This is a genomic window from Enterobacter sp. UPMP2052, from assembly GCF_053709675.1.
Genome location: NZ_JBSKJR010000001.1, coordinates 1,966,675 through 1,993,250, shown reverse-complemented (window position 1 = coordinate 1,993,250; position 26,576 = coordinate 1,966,675). Strand labels below are relative to the sequence as shown.

General features: G+C 55.1%; 28 protein-coding genes and 5 tRNA genes. 23 read left to right on the top strand and 10 right to left on the bottom strand.

What is annotated here, in order from left to right; translation table 11 throughout:
• The first annotated feature begins 389 nt into the window (after nt 1-389).
• From cydA to pnuC, 18 genes are all read left to right on the top strand, one after another.
• A complete protein-coding gene (cydA, locus tag ACWKX3_RS09255; protein WP_042321014.1) occupies nt 390-1,958 on the top strand; it encodes a cytochrome ubiquinol oxidase subunit I in 1,569 nt (522 codons plus the stop codon).
• A 15-nt stretch (nt 1,959-1,973) separates the two neighbouring features.
• The gene (gene cydB / locus ACWKX3_RS09250) at nt 1,974-3,113 is read left to right on the top strand and encodes a cytochrome d ubiquinol oxidase subunit II (RefSeq protein WP_006177207.1); all 1,140 of its coding nucleotides are present in this window, start codon (nt 1,974-1,976) and stop codon (nt 3,111-3,113) included.
• A gap of 14 nt (nt 3,114-3,127) precedes the next feature.
• Nucleotides 3,128-3,241: a cytochrome bd-I oxidase subunit CydX gene (gene cydX / locus ACWKX3_RS09245; protein ID WP_006177208.1), complete on the top strand. Its 114-nt coding sequence runs from the start codon at nt 3,128-3,130 to the stop codon at nt 3,239-3,241.
• Entirely contained in the window at nt 3,241-3,531 is a 291-nt protein-coding gene (gene ybgE, locus ACWKX3_RS09240; RefSeq protein WP_006177209.1) for a cyd operon protein YbgE, read from the top strand. Before cydX ends, ybgE begins: the two co-directional genes overlap by 1 nt.
• A 149-nt stretch (nt 3,532-3,680) precedes the next feature.
• Nucleotides 3,681-4,085, top strand: a complete 405-nt coding sequence (gene ybgC / locus ACWKX3_RS09235) for a tol-pal system-associated acyl-CoA thioesterase (protein ID WP_042321018.1) — start codon at nt 3,681-3,683, stop codon at nt 4,083-4,085.
• Nucleotides 4,082-4,774 carry a Tol-Pal system protein TolQ gene (gene tolQ / locus ACWKX3_RS09230; protein WP_072208909.1) on the top strand — a complete coding sequence of 231 codons (693 nt, stop codon included), beginning with the start codon at nt 4,082-4,084 and terminating at the stop codon, nt 4,772-4,774. Before ybgC ends, tolQ begins: the two co-directional genes overlap by 4 nt.
• A 3-nt stretch (nt 4,775-4,777) precedes the next feature.
• Complete coding sequence (gene tolR, locus ACWKX3_RS09225) at nt 4,778-5,206, top strand: colicin uptake protein TolR (protein ID WP_003858589.1); 429 nt, start codon at nt 4,778-4,780, stop codon at nt 5,204-5,206.
• Between the two features lie 28 nt (nt 5,207-5,234).
• Nucleotides 5,235-6,521, top strand: a complete 1,287-nt coding sequence (tolA, locus tag ACWKX3_RS09220) for a cell envelope integrity protein TolA (protein ID WP_137271795.1) — start codon at nt 5,235-5,237, stop codon at nt 6,519-6,521.
• 129 nt (nt 6,522-6,650) lie between these two features.
• Complete coding sequence (tolB, locus tag ACWKX3_RS09215; RefSeq protein WP_042321022.1) at nt 6,651-7,943, top strand: Tol-Pal system beta propeller repeat protein TolB; 1,293 nt, start codon at nt 6,651-6,653, stop codon at nt 7,941-7,943.
• Nucleotides 7,944-7,978: 35 nt separating this feature from the next.
• A complete protein-coding gene (pal, locus tag ACWKX3_RS09210; RefSeq protein WP_006177214.1) occupies nt 7,979-8,500 on the top strand; it encodes a peptidoglycan-associated lipoprotein Pal in 522 nt (173 codons plus the stop codon).
• A gap of 9 nt (nt 8,501-8,509) precedes the next feature.
• A complete protein-coding gene (gene cpoB / locus ACWKX3_RS09205) occupies nt 8,510-9,298 on the top strand; it encodes a cell division protein CpoB (protein WP_006177215.1) in 789 nt (262 codons plus the stop codon).
• 161 nt (nt 9,299-9,459) lie between these two features.
• Nucleotides 9,460-9,535 (top strand) — tRNA-Lys (locus ACWKX3_RS09200).
• Between the two features lie 27 nt (nt 9,536-9,562).
• Nucleotides 9,563-9,638 (top strand) — tRNA-Val (locus tag ACWKX3_RS09195).
• 3 nt (nt 9,639-9,641) lie between these two features.
• Nucleotides 9,642-9,717: transfer RNA gene (locus ACWKX3_RS09190), tRNA-Lys, on the top strand.
• A 146-nt stretch (nt 9,718-9,863) separates the two neighbouring features.
• Nucleotides 9,864-9,939: transfer RNA gene (locus ACWKX3_RS09185), tRNA-Lys, on the top strand.
• Nucleotides 9,940-9,969: 30 nt separating this feature from the next.
• A tRNA-Lys gene (locus ACWKX3_RS09180) sits at nt 9,970-10,045 on the top strand.
• Nucleotides 10,046-10,351: 306 nt separating this feature from the next.
• The gene (gene nadA / locus ACWKX3_RS09175; RefSeq protein ID WP_088207663.1) at nt 10,352-11,395 is read left to right on the top strand and encodes a quinolinate synthase NadA; all 1,044 of its coding nucleotides are present in this window, start codon (nt 10,352-10,354) and stop codon (nt 11,393-11,395) included.
• Between the two features lie 22 nt (nt 11,396-11,417).
• Complete coding sequence (pnuC, locus tag ACWKX3_RS09170) at nt 11,418-12,137, top strand: nicotinamide riboside transporter PnuC (RefSeq protein ID WP_454541626.1); 720 nt, start codon at nt 11,418-11,420, stop codon at nt 12,135-12,137.
• Here pnuC and zitB read toward each other — a convergent pair.
• Together zitB and ACWKX3_RS09160 are read right to left on the bottom strand one after the other, a co-directional pair.
• Nucleotides 12,134-13,066 carry a CDF family zinc transporter ZitB gene (gene zitB, locus ACWKX3_RS09165; protein WP_006177219.1) on the bottom strand — a complete coding sequence of 311 codons (933 nt, stop codon included), beginning with the start codon at nt 13,064-13,066 and terminating at the stop codon, nt 12,134-12,136. The two genes, pnuC and zitB, sit on opposite strands and share 4 nt — an antisense overlap.
• A gap of 108 nt (nt 13,067-13,174) precedes the next feature.
• A complete protein-coding gene (locus tag ACWKX3_RS09160) occupies nt 13,175-13,561 on the bottom strand; it encodes a protein YbgS (RefSeq protein ID WP_042321027.1) in 387 nt (128 codons plus the stop codon).
• Nucleotides 13,562-13,866: 305 nt separating this feature from the next.
• Here ACWKX3_RS09160 and aroG point away from each other — a divergent pair, with 305 nt between their 5' ends.
• The gene (gene aroG, locus ACWKX3_RS09155; protein ID WP_454541625.1) at nt 13,867-14,919 is read left to right on the top strand and encodes a 3-deoxy-7-phosphoheptulonate synthase AroG; all 1,053 of its coding nucleotides are present in this window, start codon (nt 13,867-13,869) and stop codon (nt 14,917-14,919) included.
• Nucleotides 14,920-14,980: 61 nt separating this feature from the next.
• On the opposite strand, the gene gpmA is transcribed toward aroG, so the two are convergent.
• The 7 genes from gpmA to modE form a co-directional block, all read right to left on the bottom strand.
• Complete coding sequence (gene gpmA / locus ACWKX3_RS09150; RefSeq protein WP_006177223.1) at nt 14,981-15,733, bottom strand: 2,3-diphosphoglycerate-dependent phosphoglycerate mutase; 753 nt, start codon at nt 15,731-15,733, stop codon at nt 14,981-14,983.
• 206 nt (nt 15,734-15,939) lie between these two features.
• Complete coding sequence (galM, locus tag ACWKX3_RS09145; protein WP_454541624.1) at nt 15,940-16,980, bottom strand: galactose-1-epimerase; 1,041 nt, start codon at nt 16,978-16,980, stop codon at nt 15,940-15,942.
• Nucleotides 16,974-18,122 carry a galactokinase gene (gene galK / locus ACWKX3_RS09140; RefSeq protein WP_006177226.1) on the bottom strand — a complete coding sequence of 383 codons (1,149 nt, stop codon included), beginning with the start codon at nt 18,120-18,122 and terminating at the stop codon, nt 16,974-16,976. The genes galM and galK overlap by 7 nt, the downstream gene beginning before the upstream one ends.
• On the bottom strand, nt 18,123-19,172 hold the full coding sequence (gene galT / locus ACWKX3_RS09135) for a galactose-1-phosphate uridylyltransferase (RefSeq protein ID WP_088207655.1): 1,050 nt from the start codon (nt 19,170-19,172) through the stop codon (nt 18,123-18,125).
• A 9-nt stretch (nt 19,173-19,181) separates the two neighbouring features.
• Entirely contained in the window at nt 19,182-20,198 is a 1,017-nt protein-coding gene (galE, locus tag ACWKX3_RS09130; protein WP_042321030.1) for a UDP-glucose 4-epimerase GalE, read from the bottom strand.
• A gap of 198 nt (nt 20,199-20,396) precedes the next feature.
• On the bottom strand, nt 20,397-21,869 hold the full coding sequence (gene modF, locus ACWKX3_RS09125) for a molybdate ABC transporter ATP-binding protein ModF (protein WP_337284789.1): 1,473 nt from the start codon (nt 21,867-21,869) through the stop codon (nt 20,397-20,399).
• A 67-nt stretch (nt 21,870-21,936) separates the two neighbouring features.
• Nucleotides 21,937-22,725: a molybdenum-dependent transcriptional regulator gene (modE, locus tag ACWKX3_RS09120; RefSeq protein WP_454541623.1), complete on the bottom strand. Its 789-nt coding sequence runs from the start codon at nt 22,723-22,725 to the stop codon at nt 21,937-21,939.
• 128 nt (nt 22,726-22,853) lie between these two features.
• Here modE and ACWKX3_RS09115 point away from each other — a divergent pair, with 128 nt between their 5' ends.
• The 4 genes from ACWKX3_RS09115 to modC all read left to right on the top strand — a co-directional run bounded on the left by ACWKX3_RS09115 (nt 22,854) and on the right by modC (nt 25,705).
• On the top strand, nt 22,854-23,003 hold the full coding sequence (locus ACWKX3_RS09115; protein WP_042321036.1) for an AcrZ family multidrug efflux pump-associated protein: 150 nt from the start codon (nt 22,854-22,856) through the stop codon (nt 23,001-23,003).
• 178 nt (nt 23,004-23,181) lie between these two features.
• Nucleotides 23,182-23,958, top strand: a complete 777-nt coding sequence (gene modA / locus ACWKX3_RS09110) for a molybdate ABC transporter substrate-binding protein (RefSeq protein ID WP_088207652.1) — start codon at nt 23,182-23,184, stop codon at nt 23,956-23,958.
• On the top strand, nt 23,955-24,644 hold the full coding sequence (gene modB, locus ACWKX3_RS09105) for a molybdate ABC transporter permease subunit (RefSeq protein WP_006177237.1): 690 nt from the start codon (nt 23,955-23,957) through the stop codon (nt 24,642-24,644). The genes modA and modB overlap by 4 nt, the downstream gene beginning before the upstream one ends.
• Before the next feature lie 2 nt (nt 24,645-24,646).
• Nucleotides 24,647-25,705 (top strand): molybdenum ABC transporter ATP-binding protein ModC, encoded by a 1,059-nt coding sequence (gene modC / locus ACWKX3_RS09100; RefSeq protein ID WP_088207651.1) that lies wholly within the window; start codon nt 24,647-24,649, stop codon nt 25,703-25,705.
• On the opposite strand, the gene ACWKX3_RS09095 is transcribed toward modC, so the two are convergent.
• The gene (locus ACWKX3_RS09095) at nt 25,706-26,524 is read right to left on the bottom strand and encodes a pyridoxal phosphatase (protein ID WP_454541622.1); all 819 of its coding nucleotides are present in this window, start codon (nt 26,522-26,524) and stop codon (nt 25,706-25,708) included. It abuts the gene before it with no gap.
• Nucleotides 26,525-26,576: the final 52 nt, after the last annotated feature.

Genomic DNA, 26,576 nt, shown 5'->3' with positions numbered 1-26,576 from the left:
ACCACAATTAAACATGTTTAACAATGCCGTCTGTTTTTGATTTAAATCAATGTTTAATCCTTGGAAAAAGACATCAAAAGGCGTTAAATTGTCCGCGATCAAAATGGTCGAAAACCGGTAGATTTGCTATAAATTGATCACCGTCGAAAAACGTAAAAGTGATTCATTAAAAACCTGTTTATTGTAAGGGTTTTGCAGCGTATTATATTTGCGGGATCAATTTGGGTTTTTTATTAACGTATTTGTAACCTTTCATCACTGCTTTTTCCCGTCGAGGAGAAAAAGCAGCGAAGAAGGGGAGCAGATTACTTTGTATTGGGGCATGCGTGTGAATCCGTTTATGACGGGCTTCACTCTCGGAGTCTTCATGCGATGAGCAAGGAGTCATGATGTTAGATATAGTCGAACTGTCGCGCTTACAGTTTGCCTTGACCGCGATGTACCACTTCCTGTTTGTGCCACTGACGCTCGGTATGGCGTTCCTGCTGGCCATTATGGAAACGGTCTACGTCCTCTCCGGCAAACAGATTTATAAAGATATGACCAAGTTCTGGGGCAAGTTGTTTGGTATCAACTTTGCACTGGGCGTGGCAACCGGCCTGACCATGGAGTTCCAGTTCGGGACTAACTGGTCTTACTATTCCCACTATGTAGGGGATATCTTCGGTGCGCCGCTGGCCATTGAAGGTCTGATGGCCTTCTTCCTCGAATCCACCTTTGTAGGTCTGTTCTTCTTCGGTTGGGACCGTCTCGGTAAGGTTCAGCACATGGCTGTGACCTGGCTTGTCGCATTAGGGTCTAACCTGTCTGCACTGTGGATCCTGGTGGCGAACGGCTGGATGCAGAACCCTATCGCCTCTGATTTCAACTTCGAAACCATGCGTATGGAGATGGTCAGCTTCTCTGAGCTGGTCCTGAACCCGGTGGCACAGGTTAAATTTGTTCACACTGTGGCCTCAGGCTACGTGTGCGGCGCGATGTTTGTCCTGGGCATCAGTTCTTACTATATGTTGCGCGGTCGTGACTTTGCCTTCGCAAAACGCTCCTTTGCTATCGCAGCCAGCTTCGGTATGGCGGCGATTCTCTCCGTTATTGTTCTGGGTGATGAATCCGGCTACGAAATGGGCGACGTACAGAAAACCAAACTGGCGGCAATTGAAGCCGAGTGGGAAACGCAACCGGCGCCGGCTGCCTTTACCCTGTTTGGTATTCCTGACCAGGATGCGCAGGAAAACCGCTTCGCGATTCAGATCCCTTATGCACTGGGTATCATTGCTACGCGTTCCGTCGATAAGCAGGTTACCGGCCTGAAAGATCTGATGGAGCAGCATGAAGAGCGTATCCGTAACGGTATGAAAGCCTACTCGCTGCTGGAACAGCTGCGCGGTGGTTCTACCGACCAGAGCGTTCGCGACAGCTTTAACGACGTGAAGAAAGACCTGGGCTACGGTCTGCTGCTGAAACGCTATACCCCGAACGTCTCCGACGCGACGGAAGCGCAGATTCAGATGGCGACCAAAGACTCGATTCCACGCGTTGCGCCACTGTACTTCGCGTTCCGCATCATGGTGGGCTGCGGCATTATCATGCTGCTGATCATCGCGGCCTCCTTCTGGAGCGTGATTCGTAACCGCATCGGTGAGAAAAAATGGCTGCTGCGCACCGCACTGTACGGTATTCCGCTGCCGTGGATTGCCATCGAATCCGGCTGGTTCGTCGCAGAATATGGCCGTCAGCCGTGGGCGATTGGTGAGGTGCTGCCAACTGCGGTAGCGAACTCCTCCCTGACAGCGGGCGACCTGATCTTCTCCATGCTGCTGATCTGTGGTCTGTACACCCTGTTCCTGGTGGCTGAACTGTTCCTGATGTTCAAGTTCGCGCGCCTTGGCCCAAGCAGCCTGAAAACCGGTCGCTATCACTACGAGCAGTCCACTGCGACTACTCAGCCGGCACGCTAAGACAGGAGTCATCAAATGATCGATTATGAAGTATTGCGTTTTATCTGGTGGCTGCTGGTCGGTATTCTGCTGATCGGTTTTGCGGTCACCGACGGGTTCGACATGGGGGTGGGCATGCTCACCCGTTTCCTCGGTCGTAACGACACCGAGCGTCGTATCATGATCAACTCCATCGCCCCGCACTGGGACGGTAACCAGGTGTGGCTGATCACCGCAGGCGGCGCGCTGTTCGCTGCCTGGCCGATGGTCTACGCGGCGGCCTTCTCCGGTTTCTACGTGGCGATGATTTTAGTGCTGGCCTCTTTGTTCTTCCGTCCGGTCGGTTTCGATTACCGCTCCAAGATTGAAGACACCCGCTGGCGCAACATGTGGGACTGGGGCATCTTCATCGGTAGCTTCGTTCCACCGCTGGTGATAGGCGTGGCGTTTGGTAACCTGCTGCAGGGCGTGCCGTTCCACATCGACGAGTACATGCGTCTTTACTACACCGGTAACTTCTTCCAGCTGCTGAATCCGTTTGGTCTGCTGGCGGGCGTGGTCAGCGTGGCGATGATCATTACTCAGGGCGCAACCTATCTGCAGATGCGTACCGTGGGTGAACTGCACCTGCGCTCCCGCGCAACGGCGCAGGTTGCTGCGCTGGTAACGCTGGTTTGCTTCGCACTGGGTGGTGTTTGGGTGGTTTACGGCATCGATGGTTACGTGGTGACCTCGGCTATTAACCATGCCGCACCGTCTAACCCGCTGACCAAAGAAGTGGCGCGTCAGGCAGGAGCATGGCTGGTTAACTTCAACAACATGCCTGCGCTATGGGCTATCCCGGCTCTGGGTGTACTGCTGCCGCTGCTGACCGTGTTGACCTCTCGTCTGGAAAAAGGCGCGCTGGCGTTCGTGTTCTCTTCCCTGACCCTGGCGTGCATTATCCTGACGGCCGGTATCGCGATGTTCCCGTTCGTGATGCCATCCAGCACGATGATGAATGCGAGCCTGACCATGTGGGATGCGACCTCCAGCCAGCTGACGCTGAACCTGATGACGTATGTGGCCTGCGTGTTCGTTCCGATCATCCTCCTCTACACCTCCTGGTGTTACTGGAAAATGTTCGGTCGTATCACCAAAGAGCATATCGAAAGCAACACTCACTCTATGTATTAAGTTAGGAGCTGAATATGTGGTATTTCGCATGGATTTTAGGGACGCTTCTTGCTTGTGCATTTGGTGTCATCACTGCCCTGGCGCTTGAGCACGTCGAAGCGTCAAAAGCAGGTGAAGAGAAGCACTGATGAATATCATTGCGACACTTTACCGTGTCATGGATAAGCGCCCGTTACGGGCGCTTTCTTTAGTGATGGCATTACTGCTGGCAGGCTGCATCTTCTGGGACCCGTCGCGCTTTGCGGCAAAAACCAGCGAGCTGGAGATCTGGCACGGCTTCCTGATGATGTGGGCCGTCTGTACGGGCGTGATCCACGGCGTAGGCTTTCGTCCGAAAGCGCTGCACTGGCAGGGGATCTTCTGCCCGCTCATTGCCGATCTGGTGCTTCTTGCAGGCCTGATTTTCTTCTTCTTCTGAATAAGAAATGTCCGTTAACCTTATGGGCTTACCCGAGCCCATAAAAATTTACTCTCCGTTTACTTTCCCCCATTCCAAACCATCATTCCCGCGCGTATAGTAGCGAAGTTTAAAAGCTCTCTCTATTTGTTGCATTACTGGGATGTAAAGTGAATACAACGCTGTTTCGATGGCCGGTACGTGTCTACTATGAAGACACCGACGCCGGTGGTGTGGTCTACCATGCCAGCTACGTTGCTTTTTATGAACGGGCACGCACAGAGATGCTGCGACATCATCACTTTAGTCAACAGGTGCTGTTGGCTGAGCGAGTTGCCTTCGTGGTACGCAAGATGACGCTTGAGTATTTTGCGCCTGCCAGACTCGACGATATGCTCGAAGTCCAAACTGAAATTACATCTATGCGCGGGACCTCGCTGGTGTTCACGCAGCGGATAGTTAATGCCGACAACACCGTACTGAACTCAGCTGAAGTACTGATTGTCTGTGTTGATCCAACCATAATGAAGCCTCGTGCGCTTCCTAAGTCTATTGTCGCGGAGTTTAAGCAGTGACTGACATGAATATCCTTGATTTGTTCCTGAAGGCTAGCCTTCTGGTTAAACTTATCATGTTGATTTTGATTGGTTTTTCAATCGCATCCTGGGCCATCATTATCCAGAGAACCCGTATCCTCAATGCTGCCAGCCGCGAAGCTGAAGCCTTTGAAGATAAGTTCTGGTCGGGTATCGAACTGTCTCGCCTGTATCAGGAAAGCCAGGGGCGTCGTGATAACCTCGCTGGCTCCGAACAGATTTTTTACAGCGGTTTTAAGGAGTTTGCGCGTTTACATCGTGCTAACAACCATGCGCCGGAAGCGGTCGTTGAAGGGGCGTCGCGTGCGATGCGCATTTCCATGAATCGCGAACTGGAAACGCTGGAAACGCATATTCCGTTCCTCGGTACCGTCGGTTCCATCAGCCCGTATATCGGTCTGTTTGGTACGGTGTGGGGGATCATGCACGCCTTTATCGCCCTGGGCGCGGTGAAGCAGGCGACGTTGCAGATGGTAGCACCGGGTATCGCAGAAGCGCTGATCGCAACCGCGATTGGTCTGTTTGCGGCGATCCCGGCGGTTATGGCGTATAACCGTCTGAACCAGCGCGTGAACAAACTGGAGCTGAACTACGACAACTTTATGGAAGAGTTCACTGCGATTCTGCACCGTCAGGCGTTTACCAGCACCGAGAGCAACAAGGGGTAAACCATGGCCAGATCGCGTGGACGAGGTCGTCGCGAACTCAAGTCCGAAATCAATATCGTTCCACTGCTGGACGTACTGCTGGTACTTCTGCTGATCTTTATGGCAACGGCACCCATCATTACGCAGAGCGTGGAGGTTGATCTGCCGGATGCGACAGAATCGCAAGCGGTGAGCACCAATGACGATCCTCCGGTCATCATTGAGGTTTCCGGAGTAGGGCAGTACAGCGTGGTGGTTGAGAAAGATCGTATGGATCAGTTGCCGCCAGAGCAGGTGATTGCCGAAGCGCAACGGCGTCTGGAGTCAAATCCGAAAACGGTCTTCTTGATCGGAGGCGCTAAGGATGTGCCCTATGATGAAATTATTAAGGCGCTGAACTTGCTACATAGTGCGGGCGTTAAGTCAGTTGGCTTAATGACTCAGCCTATTTGATCATCTGCGTAGTTTTTGGGAACCGATAGTGTCAAAGGCAACCGAACAGAACGACAAGCTTAAACGAGCGATAATCGTCTCCGCCGTGCTGCACGTGATTCTTTTTGCAGCACTGATCTGGAGTTCGTTCGACGAGCATATTGATGCATCAGGCGGCGGTGGGGGATCCTCCATCGACGCCGTTATGGTGGATCCCGGTGCGGTCGTTCAGAACTATAATCGCCAGCAACAGCAGCAGGCGAGTGCGAAACGTGCTGAAGAACAGCGTGAAAAACAGGCGCAACAGCAGGCTGAGGAACTGCGTGAAAAGCAGGCCGCAGAGCAGGAGCGTCTGAAACAGCTGGAGAAAGAGCGTTTGCAGGCGCAGGAAGCGGCGAAAGAGCAGGCGGAACAGCAGAAACAAGCGGAAGCGGCAGCGAAAAAAGCGCAGGAACAGCAGAAGCAGGCGGAAGAGGCTGCAGCCAAAGCGGCCGCAGACGCGAAAGCACAGGCTGATGCTCAGGCGAAACAGGCGGCCGACGCCGCGAAGAAAGCCGCTGCGGATGCTCAGAAAAAAGCGGAAGCAGAAGCTGCGAAGAAAGCCGCTGCCGATGCTCAGAAAAAAGCGGAAGCGGAAGCTGCGAAAAAAGCCGCTGCTGATGCTCAGAAAAAAGCGGAAGCGGATGCTGCGAAGAAAGCCGCTCAGGAAGCCGAGAAAAAAGCGGCGGCTGACGCTGCGAAGAAAGCGGCTGCTGCCGAGAAGGCCGCGGCTGAAAAAGCGGCTGCCGCTGAAAAAGCTGCGGCTGATAAAAAAGCGGCTGCCGAGAAAGCTGCCGCAGATAAAAAAGCTGCAGCCGAAAAAGCCGCTGCCGATAAGAAAGCTGCTGCTGAAAAAGCCGCTGCTAAAAAGGCCGCTGCTGAAAAAGCTGCCGCTGAAGCTGCCACCGCCGACGATATCATTGGCGACCTGAGTTCAGGTAAGAATGCACCGAAAGCGGGCGGCGGGGCGAAAGGGAACGGTCAGCCGTCTAAAGACAGCGGGACTTCCGGCGCCAACGGCGGTGCAACGGGTGCAGATATCAGCGCTTATGCGAAGCAGATTCAGGTGGCGATCCAAAGCCGTCTGTTTGATGCGGGCCTGTATCAGGGCAAACAGTGCGTGCTGCATATCAATCTTGCTCCGGATGGACGGTTGAAAAGCGTCACTTCCGAGGGGGGCGATCCTGCGCTTTGTCAGGCAGCGTTAGCCGCAGCAAGATCGGCGAACATTCCTAAACCGCCGAGTGAGGCTGTTTACGATAAGATAAAAGATGCCAAACTAGACTTTAAGCTGTGATCGTCTTTCCTTTGGGAAGTATGGAAAACCGACTATTGTCATAGCCAGGACCGTGTCGTTTTTATATTTGGGTTTGTTAACATTCTGCTAAATTATCGTGGGTAAGGTTACCCGGATAAGGGAGATATGATGAAGCAGGCATTACGTGTAGCATTTGGTTTTTTAATGCTGTGGGCAGCTGTGCTGCACGCAGAAGTACGTATCGAGATCACCCAGGGGGTGGACTCGGCGCGCCCGATCGGCGTTGTTCCGTTCCAGTGGGCGGGGCCGGGTGCCGCGCCTGAAGATATCGGTGGCATCGTTGCGGCTGACCTGCGTAACAGCGGAAAATTTAACCCGTTAGATCGCTCTCGTCTGCCACAGCAGCCGGGCACCGCGCAGGAAGTACAGCCTGCCGCATGGTCTGCGCTGGGCATTGATGCCGTTGTTGTCGGTCAGGTAACGCCTGCTCCGGACGGTGGCTATAACGTCGCTTACCAGCTGGTGGATACCGGCGGTGCGCCGGGTACCGTTCTGGCTCAGAACACTTACAAAGTGAACAAGCAGTGGCTGCGCTACGCGGGTCACACGGCAAGTGACGAAGTGTTCGAAAAGCTTACCGGGATCAAAGGTGCATTCCGTACGCGTATCGCTTACGTCGTTCAGACCAACGGCGGTCAGTTCCCGTATGAACTGCGCGTCTCTGACTACGATGGCTACAACCAGTTCACCGTTCATCGTTCTCCGCAGCCGCTGATGTCTCCGGCCTGGTCTCCGGACGGCTCTAAACTGGCCTACGTGACCTTCGAAAGCGGTCGTTCAGCGCTGGTGATTCAGACGCTGTCTAACGGTGCTGTACGTCAGGTTGCGTCGTTCCCGCGTCACAACGGTGCACCGGCATTCTCTCCGGACGGCACAAAACTGGCGTTCGCCCTGTCGAAAACCGGCAGCCTGAACCTGTACGTGATGGACATCGGCTCGGGTCAAATTCGCCAGATCACCGATGGTCGCAGCAACAATACCGAACCAACCTGGTTCCCGGACAGCCAGAACCTGGCCTTTACGTCTGACCAGGCCGGTCGTCCACAAGTTTATAAAGTGAATATCAACGGCGGAGCAGCGCAGCGTATTACCTGGGAAGGTTCACAGAACCAGGATGCTGATATCAGTGCCGATGGTAAAACGATGGTAATGGTCAGTACTGCGGGTGGTCAGCAGCACATTGCCAAACAAGATCTGGTTACGGGTGGCGTGCAAGTTCTCTCGTCAACGTTCCTGGATGAAACGCCAAGTCTGGCACCTAACGGCACTATGGTAATCTACAGCTCTTCTCAGGGGATGGGATCTGTGCTGAATCTGGTTTCTACAGATGGGCGTTTCAAAGCGCGTATTCCGGCAACTGATGGACAGGTCAAATCACCTGCCTGGTCGCCGTATCTGTAAATAATAATTAATTGATTACTAAAGGAATCTTAGAAATGCAACTGAACAAAGTGCTGAAGGGGCTGATGATCGCTCTGCCTGTAATGGCAATCGCAGCGTGTTCTTCTAACAAGAACGCAAGCAATGACCAGAGCGGCGAAGGCATGATGGGTGCCGGTACCGGTATGGACGCTAACGGCAATGGCAACATGTCTTCTGAAGAGCAGGCGCGTCTTCAGATGCAGCAGCTGCAGCAGAACAACATCGTTTACTTCGATCTGGATAAATACGACATCCGTTCTGACTTCGCTGCGATGCTGGATGCTCACGCTAACTTCCTGCGTAGCAACCCGTCTTACAAAGTCACCGTAGAAGGTCATGCGGACGAACGTGGTACGCCAGAATACAACATCTCCCTGGGTGAGCGTCGTGCTAACGCCGTTAAAATGTACCTGCAGGGTAAAGGCGTTTCTGCTGACCAGATCTCCATCGTTTCTTACGGTAAAGAAAAACCTGCAGTACTGGGTCATGACGAAGCGGCTTACGCCAAAAACCGTCGTGCCGTACTGGTTTACTAAGAGAATTGCATGAGCAGTAACTTCAGACATCAACTGTTGAGTCTGTCGTTACTGGTTGGAATAGCGGCCCCCTGGGCCGCTTTTGCTCAGGCACCAATCAGTAGTGTCGGCTCAGGCTCGGTAGAAGACCGGGTCACCCAACTTGAGCGTATCTCTAACGCTCACAGCCAGCTTTTAACGCAACTCCAGCAGCAGCTTTCCGATAACCAAAACGATATTGATTCCCTGCGTGGTCAGATCCAGGAAAGTCAGTATCAGCTTAATCAGGTTGTGGAACGTCAGAAGCAAATCCTGCAGCAAATGGATAGCCTGAGCAGCGGCGGTGCAGCAGCACAGCCTGCGACAGGTGACCAGAGCGCTGCTGCCACGACGACGCCTGCTCCGGACGCTTCAGCCTCAACAGGCGCGCCTGTACAGAGCGGTGACGCGAATACGGACTACAACGCGGCCATTGCCCTGGTACAGGACAAATCGCGGCAGGACGACGCTATCGTGGCGTTTCAGAACTTCGTTAAGAAGTACCCTGATTCCACTTACCAGCCAAACGCCAATTACTGGCTGGGACAGTTGAATTACAATAAGGGTAAAAAAGACGATGCGGCGTTTTATTTTGCCTCTGTGGTGAAAAATTACCCGAAATCGCCTAAAGCGCCGGATGCGATGTTTAAAGTCGGCGTAATCATGCAGGACAAAGGCGACACTGCGAAGGCCAAAGCGGTTTATCAGCAGGTGGTTGCAAAATTCCCGGGTACCGAAGGTGCCAAACAGGCGCAAAAACGTCTGAATTCGATGGGATGATTAACGCATGACCAGAAATCGTGTTATTTCTGGTCGTGCAGCATGATTACTAAGCAGTTAAGTGATCTTCATCGAAATTTTTGTTGCGCAGAAATCTTAAACCAGTAATATATGCCGCCGTTGCCACGGGATATCAAACAACGTGAAAGCAGCGCAAAAGTGGGTCGTTAGCTCAGTTGGTAGAGCAGTTGACTTTTAATCAATTGGTCGCAGGTTCGAATCCTGCACGACCCACCACTTAAAGCAGTTCCGGTAGTTCAGAGTGGGTGATTAGCTCAGTTGGTAGAGCATCTCCTTTACACGGAGGGGGTCGGCGGTTCGAGCCCGTCATCACCCACCACTCGGGTCGTTAGCTCAGTTGGTAGAGCAGTTGACTTTTAATCAATTGGTCGCAGGTTCGAATCCTGCACGACCCACCAATTTAATGTCTTACTCAGATATTAAACGTGAAGGATAACGTTGCTTTAGCAACGGCCCGAAGGGCGAGGCGAAGCCGAGTCATCCTGCACGACCCACCAATCTTTTGATTGGTACCGAGTAAAATCTTCGAAGTCAGTACCCGAATGGGTCGTTAGCTCAGTTGGTAGAGCAGTTGACTTTTAATCAATTGGTCGCAGGTTCGAATCCTGCACGACCCACCACTTCGAAGACAAAGCAGTAAATCCCGCAAGGGGTCGTTAGCTCAGTTGGTAGAGCAGTTGACTTTTAATCAATTGGTCGCAGGTTCGAATCCTGCACGACCCACCAATGTAAAAAAGCGCCCTAAAGGCGCTTTTTTGCTTTCTGCGATTTGTACGATTCGAACCTGCAGCAGGTTAGCGCCCCCTCAACGCAAAAAATCGCCTTTTTGCTTTCTGCAATTCCCGAAGAGTTATCCCTGTAGGTCGGGTAAGGCGAAGCCGCCACCCGACAAATGCTGCACGCATCTATTTCCGATGACTTTTCTCTGCACATTCGCTATCTTGTTTAGTATATAAAACACATTGCCGCTCATTTTGCTCTCTCCTGCAAAACAAGGGCAATATTGTTAAGCCAGTAAAACGAGAAGCCATAATGAGCGTGATGTTTGATCCAGAAGCCGCAATCTATCCCTTCCCGCCAAAGCCCGCTCCGCTGAGCCGGGACGAAAAACAGTTTTACCGCGAGAAGATCAAAGGTCTTCTTAAAGCGCGCGACGCGGTGATGGTGGCGCATTACTACACCGACCCGGAAATCCAACAGCTGGCGGAAGAGACGGGCGGCTGTATCTCTGATTCCCTGGAAATGGCACGTTTTGGCGCGAAGCATCCTGCTTCTACGCTGCTGGTGGCTGGCGTGCGTTTTATGGGCGAAACGGCAAAAATCTTAAGCCCTGAAAAAACCATCCTGATGCCCACCCTGAATGCCGAATGCTCCCTCGACCTCGGCTGTCCTGTCGATGCGTTCACTGCCTTCTGCGACGCGCATCCGGACCGGACCGTGGTGGTGTACGCCAATACCTCCGCAGCGGTTAAAGCGCGTGCCGACTGGGTCGTGACCTCAAGCATTGCCGTTGAGCTGATTGAACATCTCGACAGCCTCGGTGAGAAGATCATCTGGGCGCCCGATCGCCATCTTGGACACTATGTTCAGAAACAAACCGGCGCGGATATCCTCTGCTGGCAGGGGGCCTGTATTGTTCATGACGAATTCAAAACACAGGCGCTGATGCGCATGAAGGGCCTCTATCCCGAAGCGGCTATTCTGGTGCATCCGGAGTCGCCACAATCCATTGTGGACCTCGCCGATGCCGTCGGTTCAACCAGCCAGCTGATTAACGCTGCGAAAACCCTGCCGCATAAGCAGCTTATAGTGGCGACCGATCGCGGCATCTTCTACAAAATGCAGCAGGCCGTGCCTGACAAGGAGCTGCTCGAAGCTCCAACCGCCGGGGAAGGAGCGACCTGCCGCAGCTGCGCCCATTGTCCATGGATGGCGATGAACGGCCTGAAGGCCATTGCCGAAGGGCTGGAAAACGGGGGAGCAGCGCATGAAATCCACGTCGACCCCGCGTTGCGTCAGGGCGCGTTAATTCCGCTTAACCGCATGCTGGATTTTGCGGCTACACTACGAACTTAATTCATTACGTCTCGGGGAAAAGATGGATTTTTTTAGCACACAGAACATCCTGGTTCACATACCGATTGGTGCGGGTGGCTATGACCTGTCATGGATTGAAGCCGTTGGCACGCTGGCGGGGCTGCTTTGCATCTGGCTGGCAAGCCTTGAGAAGATTGTTAACTACGCTTTTGGGCTAATAAACGTCACGCTCTTTGCGATTATTTTCTTCCAGATCCAGCTTTATGCCAGCCTGCTTTTACAGCTGTTCTTTTTCGTGGCGAATATTTACGGCTGGTACGCCTGGTCGCGTCAGAACAGCCAACAGGAGGCGGAGCTGCAAATCCGCTGGCTACCCTTGCCAAAAGCGATTGCCTGGCTTGTGGCCTGCGTAGTGGCGATTGGTTTAATGACTATCTATATCAACCCGGTATTCGCCTTCCTGACCCGTGTAGCGGTTTCCGCAATGTCTGGCCTCGGGTTGAACGTCACCATGCCAGCGCTTCAGCCGGATGCCTTCCCGTTCTGGGATTCGTGCATGATGGTCTTGTCGATTTCAGCCATGGTCCTGATGACCCGCAAATATGTTGAAAACTGGCTCCTGTGGGTCATTATCAACGTAATAAGCGTGGTGATCTTTGCGTTGCAGGGTGTCTACGCGATGTCGCTGGAGTATCTGCTCCTGACCTTCATCGCGCTGAACGGCAGCCGGATGTGGATCAAGAGCGCGCGCGAGCGAGGCTCCCGCGCGCTGTCACATTAATGGTGATGATGGTGTGAATGGCCAGGCTGCGCCTCATTCAGGTCGCAGTCTGGTCCGCTACACGGCTGATACTCCATCTGAATGGTGGCGTGCGCGATGTCGTAATGATGCTCCAGAAAGTGCTGAATACGTCCTAGCAAAGCATCATGGTCATGAGGGGGGATCACCTGAACATGCAGCGTCATGATCGGTTTCTCGCCCACCAGCCAGACGTGAACATGGTGAACGTTACGTACTTCGGGTATTGAGCGGCTCAGATTGCGTTTAAGCTCGCCGATGTCCAGCGATGTCGGCGCGCCTTCCAGCAGCTCGTTCACGCTCTCTTTCAACAGTTGCCAGGCGCTGCGCAGGACCAGGCATGACACCAGAACGGAAAGTATCGGGTCGATTGGCGTCCACCCTGTGCCCATGATAATCAGCGCTGCCACGATGGCACCCACAGAGCCAAGCAAATCGCCCAGCACGTGCAGCGCCGCGGCGCGTACGTTAAGGTTCTTTTCGCTGCTGCCCCGATGCAAAATCCAGAATGCCAGAAGATTCGCCAGCAAACCGGCAATCGCGATGACCATCATAGTCGCGCCCGCGACGGGCTGCGGGTGTCTGAAGCGCTGGAACGCCTCCCAGACAATCAGGATGGTAATCACCACCAGCGCAATGGCATTCACAAACGCAGCAAGGGTGGTCAGCCTGAGCCAGCCAAACGTATGGCGCGCGTTGGCAGGGCGGCGGGCAAACTGAACGGCCAGCAGGGCAAAGAGCAGAGCGGCAGCGTCGGTGAGCATATGCCCGGCATCGGCCAGCAGCGCCAGGGAACCGGAAACCAGCCCGCCAATAACTTCAATGACCATAAACGTCGCGGTGACGCCAAAAGCCAGCAGCAGCCGTTTAGCGTTATCGTCACCGGCGGTATGGGAATGGGAGTGCGCCATGGGATCGTTCCTGATACGTTGGGATAAGTAAGCGTCGATTTTTTAATATTTTGCACAAAAAAGAAAGGAGAGCCGAAGCTCTCCTTTCATATTTGCGTTTAATCAATGTTACTGAGTTGTTCCGTCAGTTTTGGTGTTAGCGTCGCTACCCACTTTGTCATTCGGGTCTGGACATTTGCCGTCTTTACACATTGAGTTTTTATGCACTTCATCTTTGGTCATGCCGTCGTGAGACATGGTGCCGTTTTGATGCTGCATGGTACCGTCGGTCGTGCCGGTAGTATTGGTGTTCGTGTTGCCGGTGTTGATATTGCTGTTATCAACGTTGTTAGGGGCGATATTTTGCTTAGCGTCCGGGGCAACCTGGCCTGCCGCGGCGGCTGCGTTTGCATCACCGTTGCTGTCAGATGAGCCCGTCTCGGCCGCAAGGGCGCTGGCGCTAGCCATTGAGAGAGTAGCCGTCAGGAAAAGTGTAGCCAGTTTCGTCATTTTCATGATGTTGCTCCTGTTTTTGGTCGTTATGCTGAATAACATTTCCAACTTGTGCATCACGTTGTGTGGCGAAAGATTCCACTAACCGAACTTATGGCGATATGGAATCGCGTTTAAGCAAACAAATTTAGTTGTTACAGTTAAAAAGTTTAGGTCAGATCTCATTTTTCGCTATTTTGTGGCGTTTTTTTGGCTCATTCCAGGAATTATCTGCCTGAAGTGTAAAAGCCCGTTTACACTTCCCGGTCGACGAGATAGATTGAAAGGATTGCATTCCTTACAAAAGATATGGCAGAGCTGGAAAAGAGATGAACTATCAGAACGACGATTTACGCATTAAAGAGATCAATGAGTTATTACCGCCTGTAGCACTCCTTGAAAAATTCCCCGCTACGGAGAATGCCGCCAACACGGTGTCCCATGCGCGCAAAGCGATCCACAAGATCCTGAAAGGTAATGACGATCGTCTGTTAGTGGTGATTGGTCCGTGCTCTATTCACGATCCAGCAGCCGCCAAAGAGTATGCCGCACGTTTGAAAACTCTGCGTGAAGAGCTTAAGGACGAGCTGGAAATCGTCATGCGCGTCTACTTTGAAAAACCGCGCACCACCGTGGGCTGGAAAGGGCTGATTAACGATCCGCATATGGACAACAGCTTCCAGATTAACGACGGCCTTCGCATTGCCCGTAAGCTGCTGCTGGAGATTAACGACAGCGGTCTGCCCGCTGCCGGCGAATTCCTCGATATGATTACGCCACAATACCTGGCGGACCTGATGAGCTGGGGCGCAATTGGCGCGCGTACCACCGAATCTCAGGTTCACCGCGAGCTGGCCTCTGGCCTCTCTTGCCCGGTTGGGTTTAAAAACGGCACCGACGGCACCATCAAAGTGGCTATCGACGCCATCAACGCAGCGGGTGCGCCACACTGTTTCCTGTCAGTGACCAAATGGGGCCACTCCGCCATCGTGAACACCAGCGGTAACGGTGACTGCCATATTATTCTGCGCGGCGGTAAAGAGCCGAACTACAGTGCAAAACACGTGGCAGAGGTGAAAGCCGGTCTGGAAAAAGCCGGCCTGGCACCGCAGGTAATGATCGATTTCAGCCACGCCAACTCCAGCAAGCAGTTTAAAAAGCAGATGGACGTCGGGGCCGACGTTTGTCAGCAGATTGCCAACGGTGAACACGCGGTGATTGGGGTGATGATTGAGAGCCATCTGGTCGAAGGTAATCAGAACCTGGAAGGCAGCGAGCCGCTGGTTTACGGTAAGAGCGTAACGGATGCCTGCATTGGCTGGGAAGACACCGACGCGCTTCTGCGCCGGCTGGCGAATGCGGTAAAAGCCCGCCGCGGCTGAGCCATTCAGGGCAAATAAAAAAGCGTGGATGGCTCCACGCTTTTTTTATGGCTTGCGAAACTTACTTCGCTTTACCCTGGTTCGCTACGGCCGCCGCTTTTGCCGCGATCTCATCAGCGTTGCCCAGATAGTAGTGTTTAACAGGTTTGAAGTTTTCATCGAATTCATACACCAGCGGTACGCCCGTTGGGATATTCAGTTCGAGGATCTCGTCTTCACCCATATCGTCCAGGTATTTCACCAGCGCACGCAGGGAGTTACCGTGAGCGGCGATGATCACGCGCTCGCCGCTTTTCAGGCGTGGCAGGATGGTTTCGTTCCAGTAAGGCACAACGCGATCGATGGTCAGCGCCAGGCTTTCAGTCTGCGGCAGTTCTGCATCGGTCAGTTTTGCGTAGCGTGGGTCATGGCCCGGGTAGCGCTCGTCATCTTTGCTCAGCTCTGGTGGCGTGACCGCGAAACCGCGACGCCACTGTTTAACCTGCTCGTCACCGTATTTTTCAGCGGTTTCCGCTTTGTTCAAGCCCTGCAGCGCACCGTAGTGACGTTCGTTCAGTTTCCAGGATTTCTCAACCGGCAGCCAGGCCTGATCCAGTTCGTCCAGCACGTTCCACAGGGTATGGATGGCACGTTTCAGCACAGAGGTGTAAGCAAAATCAAAGCTGAAGCCTTCTTCCTTCAGCAGTTTACCAGCTGCTTTTGCTTCGCTTACGCCTTTCTCGGACAGATCAACGTCGTACCAACCGGTGAAGCGGTTTTCGTTGTTCCACTGGCTTTCGCCGTGGCGTACCAGGACCAGCTTAGTTATAGCCATCTCTTACTCCTCATAAGCTTTATTGAATGATAACAATTCTCATTATATTGCTGTGGCCGTGCCAGCAGCAACGCTTAACCCTAACCATAGCGAAAATAGTCTCCGAGTGTAAGATGCTTGTGAATTCTGGGTTATGATTTTGTCTGCGATCGGCGCTATTTTCAGCATTGTGGCGTAAAAAAACCCTCCGTCAGGAGGGTTGAGTATCAGTGCGGGATAAAATGATAAACCGTCACGCTGACGTACTCTTCACCCGGACGCAGCACGCAGTCTGGCTGCGGCCATTCCGGCTGGTTAGGGCTGTCGGGCAAGTATTCACTTTCCAGCGCCACGCCCTGCCAGTTACGGTATTCATCCCCCTCGCGCGCCGCAGTACCGTTGAGGTAATTGCCCGAATAAAACTGCAGGGCCGGAGCGGTGGTGTAGACCGTCATCTGCAGTTTCTCATCGGTTGACCACAGCTGTGCGGCAGGCTGGCGCAGATCGCCTTTCGCCTGGAGCAGGAAGGCGTGGTCGTAGCCATTCACCTTACGCTGGTCGTCATCGCTCAGGAAATCCTGGCCGATGGGCTTAGCCGTGCGGAAATCGAAGCTGTTGCCGCTTACGGCTTTCAGCCCCTGATACGGGATGCCCATCTCATCTACCGGCAGGTATTCATCAGCCAGTATCTGCAGCTTGTGCTGGCGCACGTCGCTGGTGTTGCCATCCAGGTTGAAGTAGGCATGGTTGGTGAGATTCACCGGACAAGGTTGATCCACCGTCGCGCGATACTCAATGGCAATGCGGTTATCGTCGGTCAGGGTAAAGCGTGCCGAGGCAGAGAGCGCGCCCGGGAAACCCTGGTCGCCATCGGGCGAATCCAGCGAAAACAATACTTCCCCGTCGTTCTGCTGGACGATTTTCCAGCGGCGTTTATCGAAGCCTTCCGGCCCACCGTGCAGCTGATTGTCACCCTGGCTTGGCAGGAGGGCATACCCGACGCCGTCGAGTTCGAAGCGGCTCTGCGCAATGCGGTTGGCATAACGGCCCAGCGACGCGCCAAGATAGGCCGTCTGGGTAACATACTGTTCCGGTGATGCGCAGCCGAGCAGGGTTTCGCGCACGCTGCCGTCCGGCATCGGCACGCGGGCGGAGAGCAGGGTAGCGCCCCAGTCCATCAGCGTCACCACCATCCCTGCTTCATTGCGCAGGGTTAACAGGCGATACGGCAGTCCATCCGGTGCGAGGTTTGGCGTCTCTTTTAGCACTGTCCGGCTCCTTGTGAGGCTTTACAGATATAGAACGTCTCTTTGATGCCCGTTTTGGCTTCGTACTGCTTCGCCACGGCGTCCTGGACCACTGGCACCAGGTCTTCAGGGATTAGCGCCACGATACAGCCACCAAAACCGCCACCGGTCATGCGCACGCCACCGTTATCGCCGATAGCCGCTTTAACAATCTCGACCAGGGTGTCGATCTGCGGAACGGTGATTTCAAAATCATCGCGCATGGAGGCGTGAGATTCAGCCATCAGCTCACCCATGCGTTTGAGGTCACCTTTTTCGAGCGCGCAGGCGGCTTCAACGGTACGCGCGTTTTCCGTCAGGACGTGACGCACGCGTTTTGCCACGGTCGGGTCCAACTCGTGCGCCACCTTATTGAACTCGTCGAGTGTGACATCGCGCAGCGCGGGCTGCTGGAAGAAGCGGGCCCCGGTTTCGCACTGCTCGCGGCGGGTGTTGTACTCGCTGCCCACCAGCGTGCGTTTGAAATTACTGTTAATAATCACCACCGCGGCGCCCTTCGGCAGCGGTACGGCTTTGGTGCCGAGAGAGCGGCAGTCAATCAGCAGGGCATGCTCTTTTTTGCCCAGCGCGGAGATAAGCTGATCCATAATGCCGCAGTTACAGCCCACAAACTGGTTTTCTGCTTCCTGGCCGTTCAGGGCAATTTGCGCCCCGTCCAGCGGCAGATGGTAAAGCTGCTGGAACACGGTACCGACCGCCACTTCCAGCGAGGCCGACGAGCTTAAACCCGCCCCTTGCGGAACGTTGCCGCTGATGACTAAATCTGCGCCGCCAAAATTTTTGTTACGCTGTTGCAGATGCTTCACCACACCGCGCACATAGTTCGACCACTGCTGTGTGTCGTGGGTCACGACAGGGGCATCGAGAGAAAACTCGTCGATCTCATTGTCGTAGTCTGCCGCGATCACGCGCACGGTGCGGTCGTCGCGCGTGGCGCAGCTGATCACCGTCTGGTAGTCGATGGCACAGGGCAGAACAAAACCGTCGTTATAATCGGTATGCTCCCCGATAAGGTTCACGCGCCCGGGGGCCTGGATAACGTGGGTGGCAGGGTAGCCAAATTTTTCAGCAAACAGGGACTGTGTTTTATCTTTCAGACTCATTTATTCGACTCCTGATTCGCGGTAGTGGACATCGCTCACGGCACGCAGACGCTCTGCCGCTTGTTCTGCCGTCAGGTCGCGCTGGGTTTCCGCCAGCATTTCGTAGCCCACCATAAATTTACGCACCGTCGCGGAACGCAGCAGCGGCGGATAGAAATGGGCATGCAGCTGCCAGTGTGCATTCTCTTCACCGTTGAACGGTGCCCCGTGCCAGCCCATGGAGTACGGGAAGGAGCACTGGAAGAGATTGTCGTAACGGCTGGTCAGCTTCTTCAGCGCCAGCGCAAGGTCATCGCGCTGGGCATCGCTGAGATCGGTGATGCGCTGAACGTGCGCTTTTGGCAGCAGCAGCGTTTCAAACGGCCACGCCGCCCAGTAGGGCACTACCGCCAGCCAGTGTTCGGTTTCGACCACGGTACGGCTGCCGTCGGCCAGCTCGCGCTGGGTATAGTCCACCAGCATCGGCGAGCCGTTTTCGGCAAAATAGGCTTTTTGCAGGCGATCTTCGCGCTCGGCTTCATTCGGCAGGAAGCTGTTCGCCCAGACCTGGCCGTGCGGATGCGGGTTGGAGCAGCCCATGGCCGCGCCTTTATTTTCAAACACCTGCACCCACGGGTAGGTTTGGCCCAGCTCTGCCGTCTGCGCTTGCCAGGTGCTGACCACCTCTTTAAGTGCCTCAACGCTCAGCTCCGGCAGCGTTTTGCTGTGATCCGGCGAGAAACAGATCACGCGGCTGGTTCCACGGGCGCTTTCGCAGCGCATCAGCGGATCGTGGCTTTCCGGTGCATCCGGCGTGTCGGTCATCAGCGCGGCAAAATCGTTGGTAAAGACGAAGGTGCCTGTATAGTCCGGGTTTTTGTCACCGGTCACGCGCGTATTGCCCGGACAGAGGAAACAGTCCGGATCGTGCTGGGGCAGCGTCTGTTTTGCAGGCGTCTCTTGCGCCCCCTGCCAGGGGCGCTTGGCGCGATGCGGAGAGACCAAAATCCATTGCCCGCTGAGCGGGTTAAAACGACGATGCGGGTGATCGACGGGGTTGAATTGCGTCATGACAAATCCTTAGTCCGGATAGCCTTGCGGGTGGCGTGACTGCCAGTGCCAGGTATCTTGTGCCATTTCATCGAGCGTGCGGGTGACACGCCAGTTAAGCTCTTTATCGGCTTTGGTGGCATCCGCCCAGTAAGCGGGAAGGTCGCCGTCGCGGCGTGGGGCAAAGTGGTAATTCACCGGCTTCCCGCAGGCTTTGCTGAAGGCATTCACCACGTCGAGCACGCTGCTGCCGACCCCGGCACCGAGGTTATAAATATGCACGCCCGCTTTGCCAGCCAGCTGCTGCATGGCCGCCACGTGGCCGTCGGCCAGGTCCATCACGTGGATATAGTCGCGCACGCCGGTACCGTCTTCGGTTGGATAGTCGTTGCCAAAAATGGCCAGCGATTCGCGACGGCCAACGGCAACCTGGGCGATGTACGGCATCAGGTTATTGGGAATACCCTGCGGATCTTCGCCCATATCGCCTGATGGATGCGCGCCGACCGGGTTGAAATAGCGCAGCAACGCAATGCTCCACTCCGGCTGTGCTTTCTGTAAATCAGTCAGGATCTGCTCGACCATCAGCTTGCTTTTGCCATACGGGCTTTGCGGCGTGCCGGTCGGGAAGCTTTCAACGTAAGGGATTTTGGGCTGATCGCCGTAGACGGTCGCGGATGAGCTGAAGATGAAGTTTTTAACGTTCGCCGCGCGCATCGCCGAGATTAACCGCAGCGTGCCGTTGACGTTGTTGTCGTAATACTCCAGCGGTTTTGCCACCGATTCGCCAACCGCTTTCAGGCCAGCGAAGTGGATCACGGTTTCAATCGCGTGATCGTGAAGGATCTCGGTCATCAAGGCTTCGTTGCGGATGTCGCCTTCCACGAAAGTGGGCTGTTTACCGCCAAGACGTTCAATCACAGGCAGCACGCTGCGCTTACTATTGCACAGGTTGTCGAGGATGATGACATCATGACCGTTTTGCAGCAGCTGCACGCAGGTATGACTTCCTATGTAACCGCTACCACCTGTTACCAGAACTCGCATATTTCGCTCCATTGGGCTTATGGTATGAATTAACCATAGCATAACAGAGACGACAAAAGTGTGACATGGGATAAAATAGTGGAATCGCTTACACTGGTTTTCACGCGCCTGTTCGGGGGGCCAGAGGGCATTATAGATCAAAGAGATAGATTTAGTGCTGCAGGTAGTCTGAAAAGAGGAGGGCACCGCCCTCCGGGGTCAGTCGATCTTGCTGAGAAGGTAACGGTAGCACTCGCCGTCTGGCACAAATTCCAGCCGATGGGTGATGCAGGCGGGGGCGTCTTCCGCATGGTGGGAGACAAACAGCAGCTGCGTCTCGCCTTCGCTAATCAGCACATCCACAAAGCGGCGGATCAGCTGGCGGTTGAGCGGGTCCAGCCCCTGCAACGGCTCGTCGAGGATCAGCAGCGTCGGGTGTTTTACCAGCGCGCGAACGATCAGCGCCAGCCGTTGCTGGCCCCACGAGAGGCTGTGAAAAGGGGCATCCGCCACGCGGTTATCCATCCCCAGAATATCCAGCCACTGCTGCGCCAGCTTGTGCTGTTTATCCGACACCGCCTGATAAATGCCGATGGAGTCAAAAAAGCCCGAGAGGATCACGTTGCGCACCGTCGTGCTGACGCGATAATCCAGATGCAGGCTGCTGCTGACGTAGCCAATATGCTTTTTGATATCCCAGATGGTTTCGCCGCTGCCGCGACGGCGGCCAAACAGCGTAAGATCATTACTGTAGCCCTGCGGATGATCGCCGGTAATCAGGCTTAACAGCGTGGATTTCCCCGCGCCGTTAGGGCCGACAATCTGCCAGTGCTCACCGGGGTTTACCGTCCAGCTCAGATGATTAAGGATAGGGCGATCGTCGTACGACACCACTCCGTCGCGCAGTACAATGCGCGGCTGGTGGGGGTCCAAATCGTGGCGCGCCGAAAGGGTATCCGGTTCCGGAAGCGCAATACCGTCCAGTTTCTCGCTGTGGGCCAGCTGAGCAATCAGCGCCTGTTTGAGCAGGGCGGATTTCTCACCGGTTTCGGTCAGGTTACAGTCGGCCAGCACGCCTGCGTTTTGCACAAAGTCCGGGATCTCATCAAAGCGGTTTAGCACCAGCACGAGCGTGTAACCCTGCTGATTGAGCCTCTCCAGCAGGGTCGCCAGCTGGGCGCGGGACTGCACGTCCAGCCCGTCAAACGGCTCGTCGAGGATCAGCAGGTCCGGCTCGCTCATCAGCGCCTGGCACAACAGCGTTTTGCGCGTCTCGCCGGTAGAAAGGTATTTAAAGCGGCGCCCGAGAAGGGCGGTGATGCCAAACTGCTCCGCCAGGTGCCTGCAGCGCGCGTCGTCTTTGACCGCATCCTGAATGATCTCCCCCGTGGTGCGGCCAGTATCTTCTTCTCCGGGGCTAAGCAGATCGGTGTTGTTGCGCTGCCACTCATCGCTGACCAGCTTTTGCAATTGTTCGAACGAGAGGCGCGTCAGGCGGGTAAAGGTACAGCGGCGTTCACCGTTGAGCTGGGTAAGCTCTCCTGCCAGCGCGCGGGCAAGGGCCGATTTTCCGCTGCCGTTTGTGCCGACAAACGCCCAGCTCTCACCGGCACGCAGCGTTAAATCAGGAAGCGACAGCGTTCGGGTATCGCTAAGACGAAACGTGCCTTGCGAAATATGCAATGATGACATGATTTATCCCATTTTTTGCAGCAATATATGTCAGGGATACCCACTGTCGGCACGATTGTCAATGCGCTTAGCATAATGTGGCGATAATCACCCGGTCCGCGTTGAAATATGCGGTGACTTCAGCACCTTCCTCCAGATTTGCCGCGTCGTGCAGGGGGACCGTGGCGCAAAGCATCTGCCCGTCGGGCAACGTCATCAGCACTTCGCACTGCTCCGCGCCGCGTTCAATATGTCTAATGGTGCCCTGCAGTTGGTTATCCGCCTCTTTAGCCTGCTCCGGCTGGCGGGTCATGCTCACCCAGGGGGCTTTGAGTAACACCAGCACCTCTTTGCCTTCTTCCAGCCCCAGGCGCTGGCCGCTTTGCGCGGTGATGGCGGCCTTAAGGCGGGTGGTGCCGTCGGCAAGCAGGATCTCAATATGCTGCTGAACCTGCGAATTATCACGCGCCGTGACCGTGCCGAACCACTGATTGCGGGCGCTGGTTTGCAGCGAAAAGCGCGAAATAGCTCCCAGCAGGCTGTCCAGCGGAACGTTGTCGTCATCGCTCAGCACGTCAAACGCTTTCTGCTGGATTTGGGCCAGCAGATCGTAAAGCTGGATCAGGCGTTGCCCGTAGCGGGTAAGCACCGCGCCGCCACCGCCTTTTCCGCCCGTCGCCCGGTCAACCAGCGTTTGCTCGCTCAGGGTGTTCATCTCGTTGATAGCGTCCCAGGCGCTTTTGTAGCTGATGCCTGCGTTTTTCGCCCCCTGGCTAATTGAACCAGTCTGTTCTATTTGTTTAAGCAGGGCGATGCGTCGCGGATCGGCGAAAAGCTTCTGCTGAAGACGGAGAGTGAGGAGAATTTCGGCCTGCATAACAATGTCCTGGCAAAAAGGGTATTGTGACCCAAATGGCGCAGCGCGCAAAGCGCACCGCACAAAAGGGGATGTTTTTCTTACCGTTCAGGGTAGAATAAAGCGATTCACACAATCTGGAGAAAACCATGTTAGAGTTGTTGAAGAGTCTGGTATTCGCCGTGATCATGGTACCAGTAGTGATGGCTATCATCCTCGGTGCCATCTACGGCCTGGGTGAAGTGTTCAACGTCTTTTCGAACATCGGTCACAGAGACCAGCCTAAAAAGCAGCAATAATTCCCCTCAGAACGCCCGGCCAGCCCGGGCGTTTTGCTCTCAAGTTTTTCCCCTTTCCGCCGATAGTTATTTCTGCAGTAGCCGGGTTTACTCATTAATCGGTACGATTTAACGCTAGGATATCCCTGCGGTTATCGTTATATTTATACGTATATAACGAAATGCACAGGAGCTACAAATGGCAGGTACATGGGTACGCCTTTTCGCAGGGGCAACGCTGACGCTTTCTCTGGCCGGACACGCGCTGGCTGACGAGGGTAAAATCACGGTTTTTGCGGCTGCATCGCTCACCAATGCTATGCAGGATATCGCGACCGCGTATAAAAAAGAGAAAAACGTTGATGTGGTCTCCTCGTTTGCCTCGTCGTCCACGCTTGCCCGCCAGATAGAAGCGGGTGCGCCTGCGGATCTGTTTATCTCCGCCGACCAGAAGTGGATGGATTATGCGGTAGAGAAAAAATCCGTTGATACCGCCACCCGCGAAACGCTGCTGGGTAATAGCCTGGTGGTAGTGGCACCGAAAGACAGCGCGCAGGGCGACATTAACATCAGCAAAGAGACCCCGTGGATACGCCTGCTGAACGGCGGTCGACTGGCCGTTGGCGATCCGGCGCATGTCCCGGCCGGGATTTATGCTAAAGAGGCGCTGCAGAAGCTGGGCGCGTGGGCGTCACTGTCGCCGAAACTGGCCCCGGCTGAAGATGTCCGCGGCGCGCTGGCGCTGGTTGAGCGCAACGAAGCGCCACTGGGCATCGTCTACGGCTCTGATGCCGTCGCCAGCAAAGGGGTAAAAGTCGTTGGCACCTTCCCGGAAGACTCGCACAAGAAAGTAGAATACCCTGTTGCGATTGTTGACGGGCACAAAAATGCGGCGGTAACGGCCTTTTATGATTATCTGAAGGGGCCGGAAGCGTCAGCCATCTTTAAACGTTACGGATTTACGACTCACGAATGATGTTGACCGATCCTGAATGGCAGGCCGTGCTGCTGAGCCTTAAAGTCTCCTCCCTGGCAGTTGTACTGAGTTTACCCTTCGGGATCTTCTTTGCCTGGCTACTGGTTCGCTGCCGGTTCCCAGGCAAAGCCCTGCTCGACAGCGTGCTTCATCTCCCGCTTGTTTTACCGCCCGTGGTCGTTGGCTATTTGCTACTGATCTCGATGGGGCGACGCGGATTTATCGGCGAACGGCTGTACGACTGGTTCGGCCTGACGTTTGCCTTCAGCTGGCGCGGTGCCGTGCTGGCGGCAGCGGTGATGTCATTCCCGCTGATGGTCAGGGCCATTCGCCTGGCGCTGGAAGGCGTTGATATCAAACTGGAACAGGCTGCCCGCACCCTGGGCGCAGGGCGCTGGCGGGTCTTTTTCACCATCACGCTGCCGCTTACCCTGCCGGGCATTATCGTTGGCACCGTGCTGGCCTTCGCGCGATCGCTGGGCGAATTTGGTGCCACCATTACCTTTGTCTCTAACATTCCTGGCGAGACGCGGACCCTCCCGTCGGCGATGTACACCCTCATTCAAACCCCTGGCGGGGAAGGCGCGGCGGCGCGGCTGTGTATTATCGCCATTGTGCTGGCGCTGGCGTCGCTGCTGGTGTCTGAGTGGCTGGCGCGCCTTAGCCGTGAGCGGATGGGGAAATAATTATGCTGGAACTTCATTTTACCCAGACGCTGGGAAGCCACTGCCTCACGCTCAACGAAACGCTGCCCGCGAGCGGCATCACCGCCATTTTTGGCGTGTCGGGCGCCGGGAAAACCTCGCTCATCAATGCCATTAGCGGCCTGACGCGCCCGCAGTCCGGGCGCATCGTGCTGAATAACCGCGTCTTAAATGACGTGGAAAACAAGATTTACCTGGCACCCGAAAAGCGGCGGATCGGCTACGTGTTCCAGGACGCGCGGTTGTTCCCGCACTACAGCGTGCGCGGTAATCTGCGCTACGGCATGGCGAAAAGCATGTCGGGGCAGTTTGATAAGCTGGTGGCGCTGCTGGGGATTGAACCGCTTCTCGACCGGCTGCCGTCGGCGCTTTCAGGCGGGGAGAAACAGCGCGTGGCGATTGGGCGTGCATTGCTGACCGCGCCGGAGCTGCTGCTGCTCGACGAGCCGCTGGCTTCGCTGGACATTCCGCGCAAACGTGAACTGCTGCCGTATCTCCAGCGTCTGGCGCGCGAAATCAATATTCCGATGCTGTACGTCAGCCATTCGCTGGATGAGATCCTGCATCTGGCAGATAACGTGCTGGTGCTGGAAAACGGCAGCGTCAAGGCGTTTGGCAATCTGGAGGCGGTCTGGGGCAGCAGCGTGATGCACCCGTGGCTACCCAAAGAGCAGCAGAGCAGCATTCTCAAGGTCAACGTGCTTGAGCATCATCCGCACTATGCCATGACCGCGCTCGCGCTGGGTGACCAGCATCTTTGGGTCAACAGGATCGATAAACCGTTGCAGTCTGCGCTGCGTATTCGTATTCAGGCCTCGGACGTCTCGTTAGTGCTGCAGCCGCCGCTACAAACCAGCATCCGCAATATTTTGCGTGCGAAGGTGGCAGAGTGTTTAGACGATAACGGGCAGGTCGAGGTGAAGCTCGAGGTGGGCAGCAAGACGCTCTGGGCACGCATCAGTCCGTGGGCCAGGGATGAACTCGGCATCAAACCCGGCCTGTGGCTCTACGCGCAAATCAAGAGCGTCTCGATCACCACCTGATTACAGCAGGTGGGTATAAATATACTGCGCGATGCTGTCGACGGTGTTGTCCCCAATCACCACGTTAGCACGCGCTTTTACCGCGTCATCGGCATTGCCCATTGCCACGCCCGTACCGGCAGCTTCCAGCATGCTGATGTCGTTGTAGTTGTCGCCAAAGGCAATCACGTCCTGCATTGACCCGCCCTGAGATTCGACGTACTGCGTCAGGCGCTTGCCTTTGCTGTTGCCTTTACGCGCAATGTCCACCTGGTCATGCCAGGACCACTCGCACTCCAGCCCCAGGGTCTGCTCTACGCGGCTGGCGAAGGCGTTCAGTTTGCCGGTGTCTTCATCCGTCAGGGCAAATTTCCAGATTGCGTTAACCTCCTGAGCCGCCTGACGCAGAGAAGAGACCTGCGTAAAGACCGGGCGCTGCGCTTCCGGCAGCGACAAAGCCCACTTGCTGGTGCGGATCACGTGGCCGGTTGCGCGCGCGTACATCATGGACTCGTCCACGTACATCAGGCCGTGTACGTCGTGCTCATCCAGCAGGTCAATGAGTTGCAGCGCGCGATCGACAGGAAGCGGATCGGATTCCAGGACCTTTTTTGCCTGATAATCATACAAATAAGTGCCATTACAACAAATTGCAGGTGTATCTAAGCCCAGTGCCTGATAAAAAGGATGGATGGCAACGTGATGTCGACCCGTTACGATCAGGAGTTGATAACCCACTTCCTGCGCGCGCTTGAGCGCGTCGACAGAAGAGGGGAGCAGGGTTTTCTGAGGAGTAAGCAGTGTTCCGTCTAAATCCAGTGCAATCACACGCGAGGTCATTTGTTCTTCCGGGTTAATGTTGAATTTAAGGTCTCAGGGGATGGTACACCGA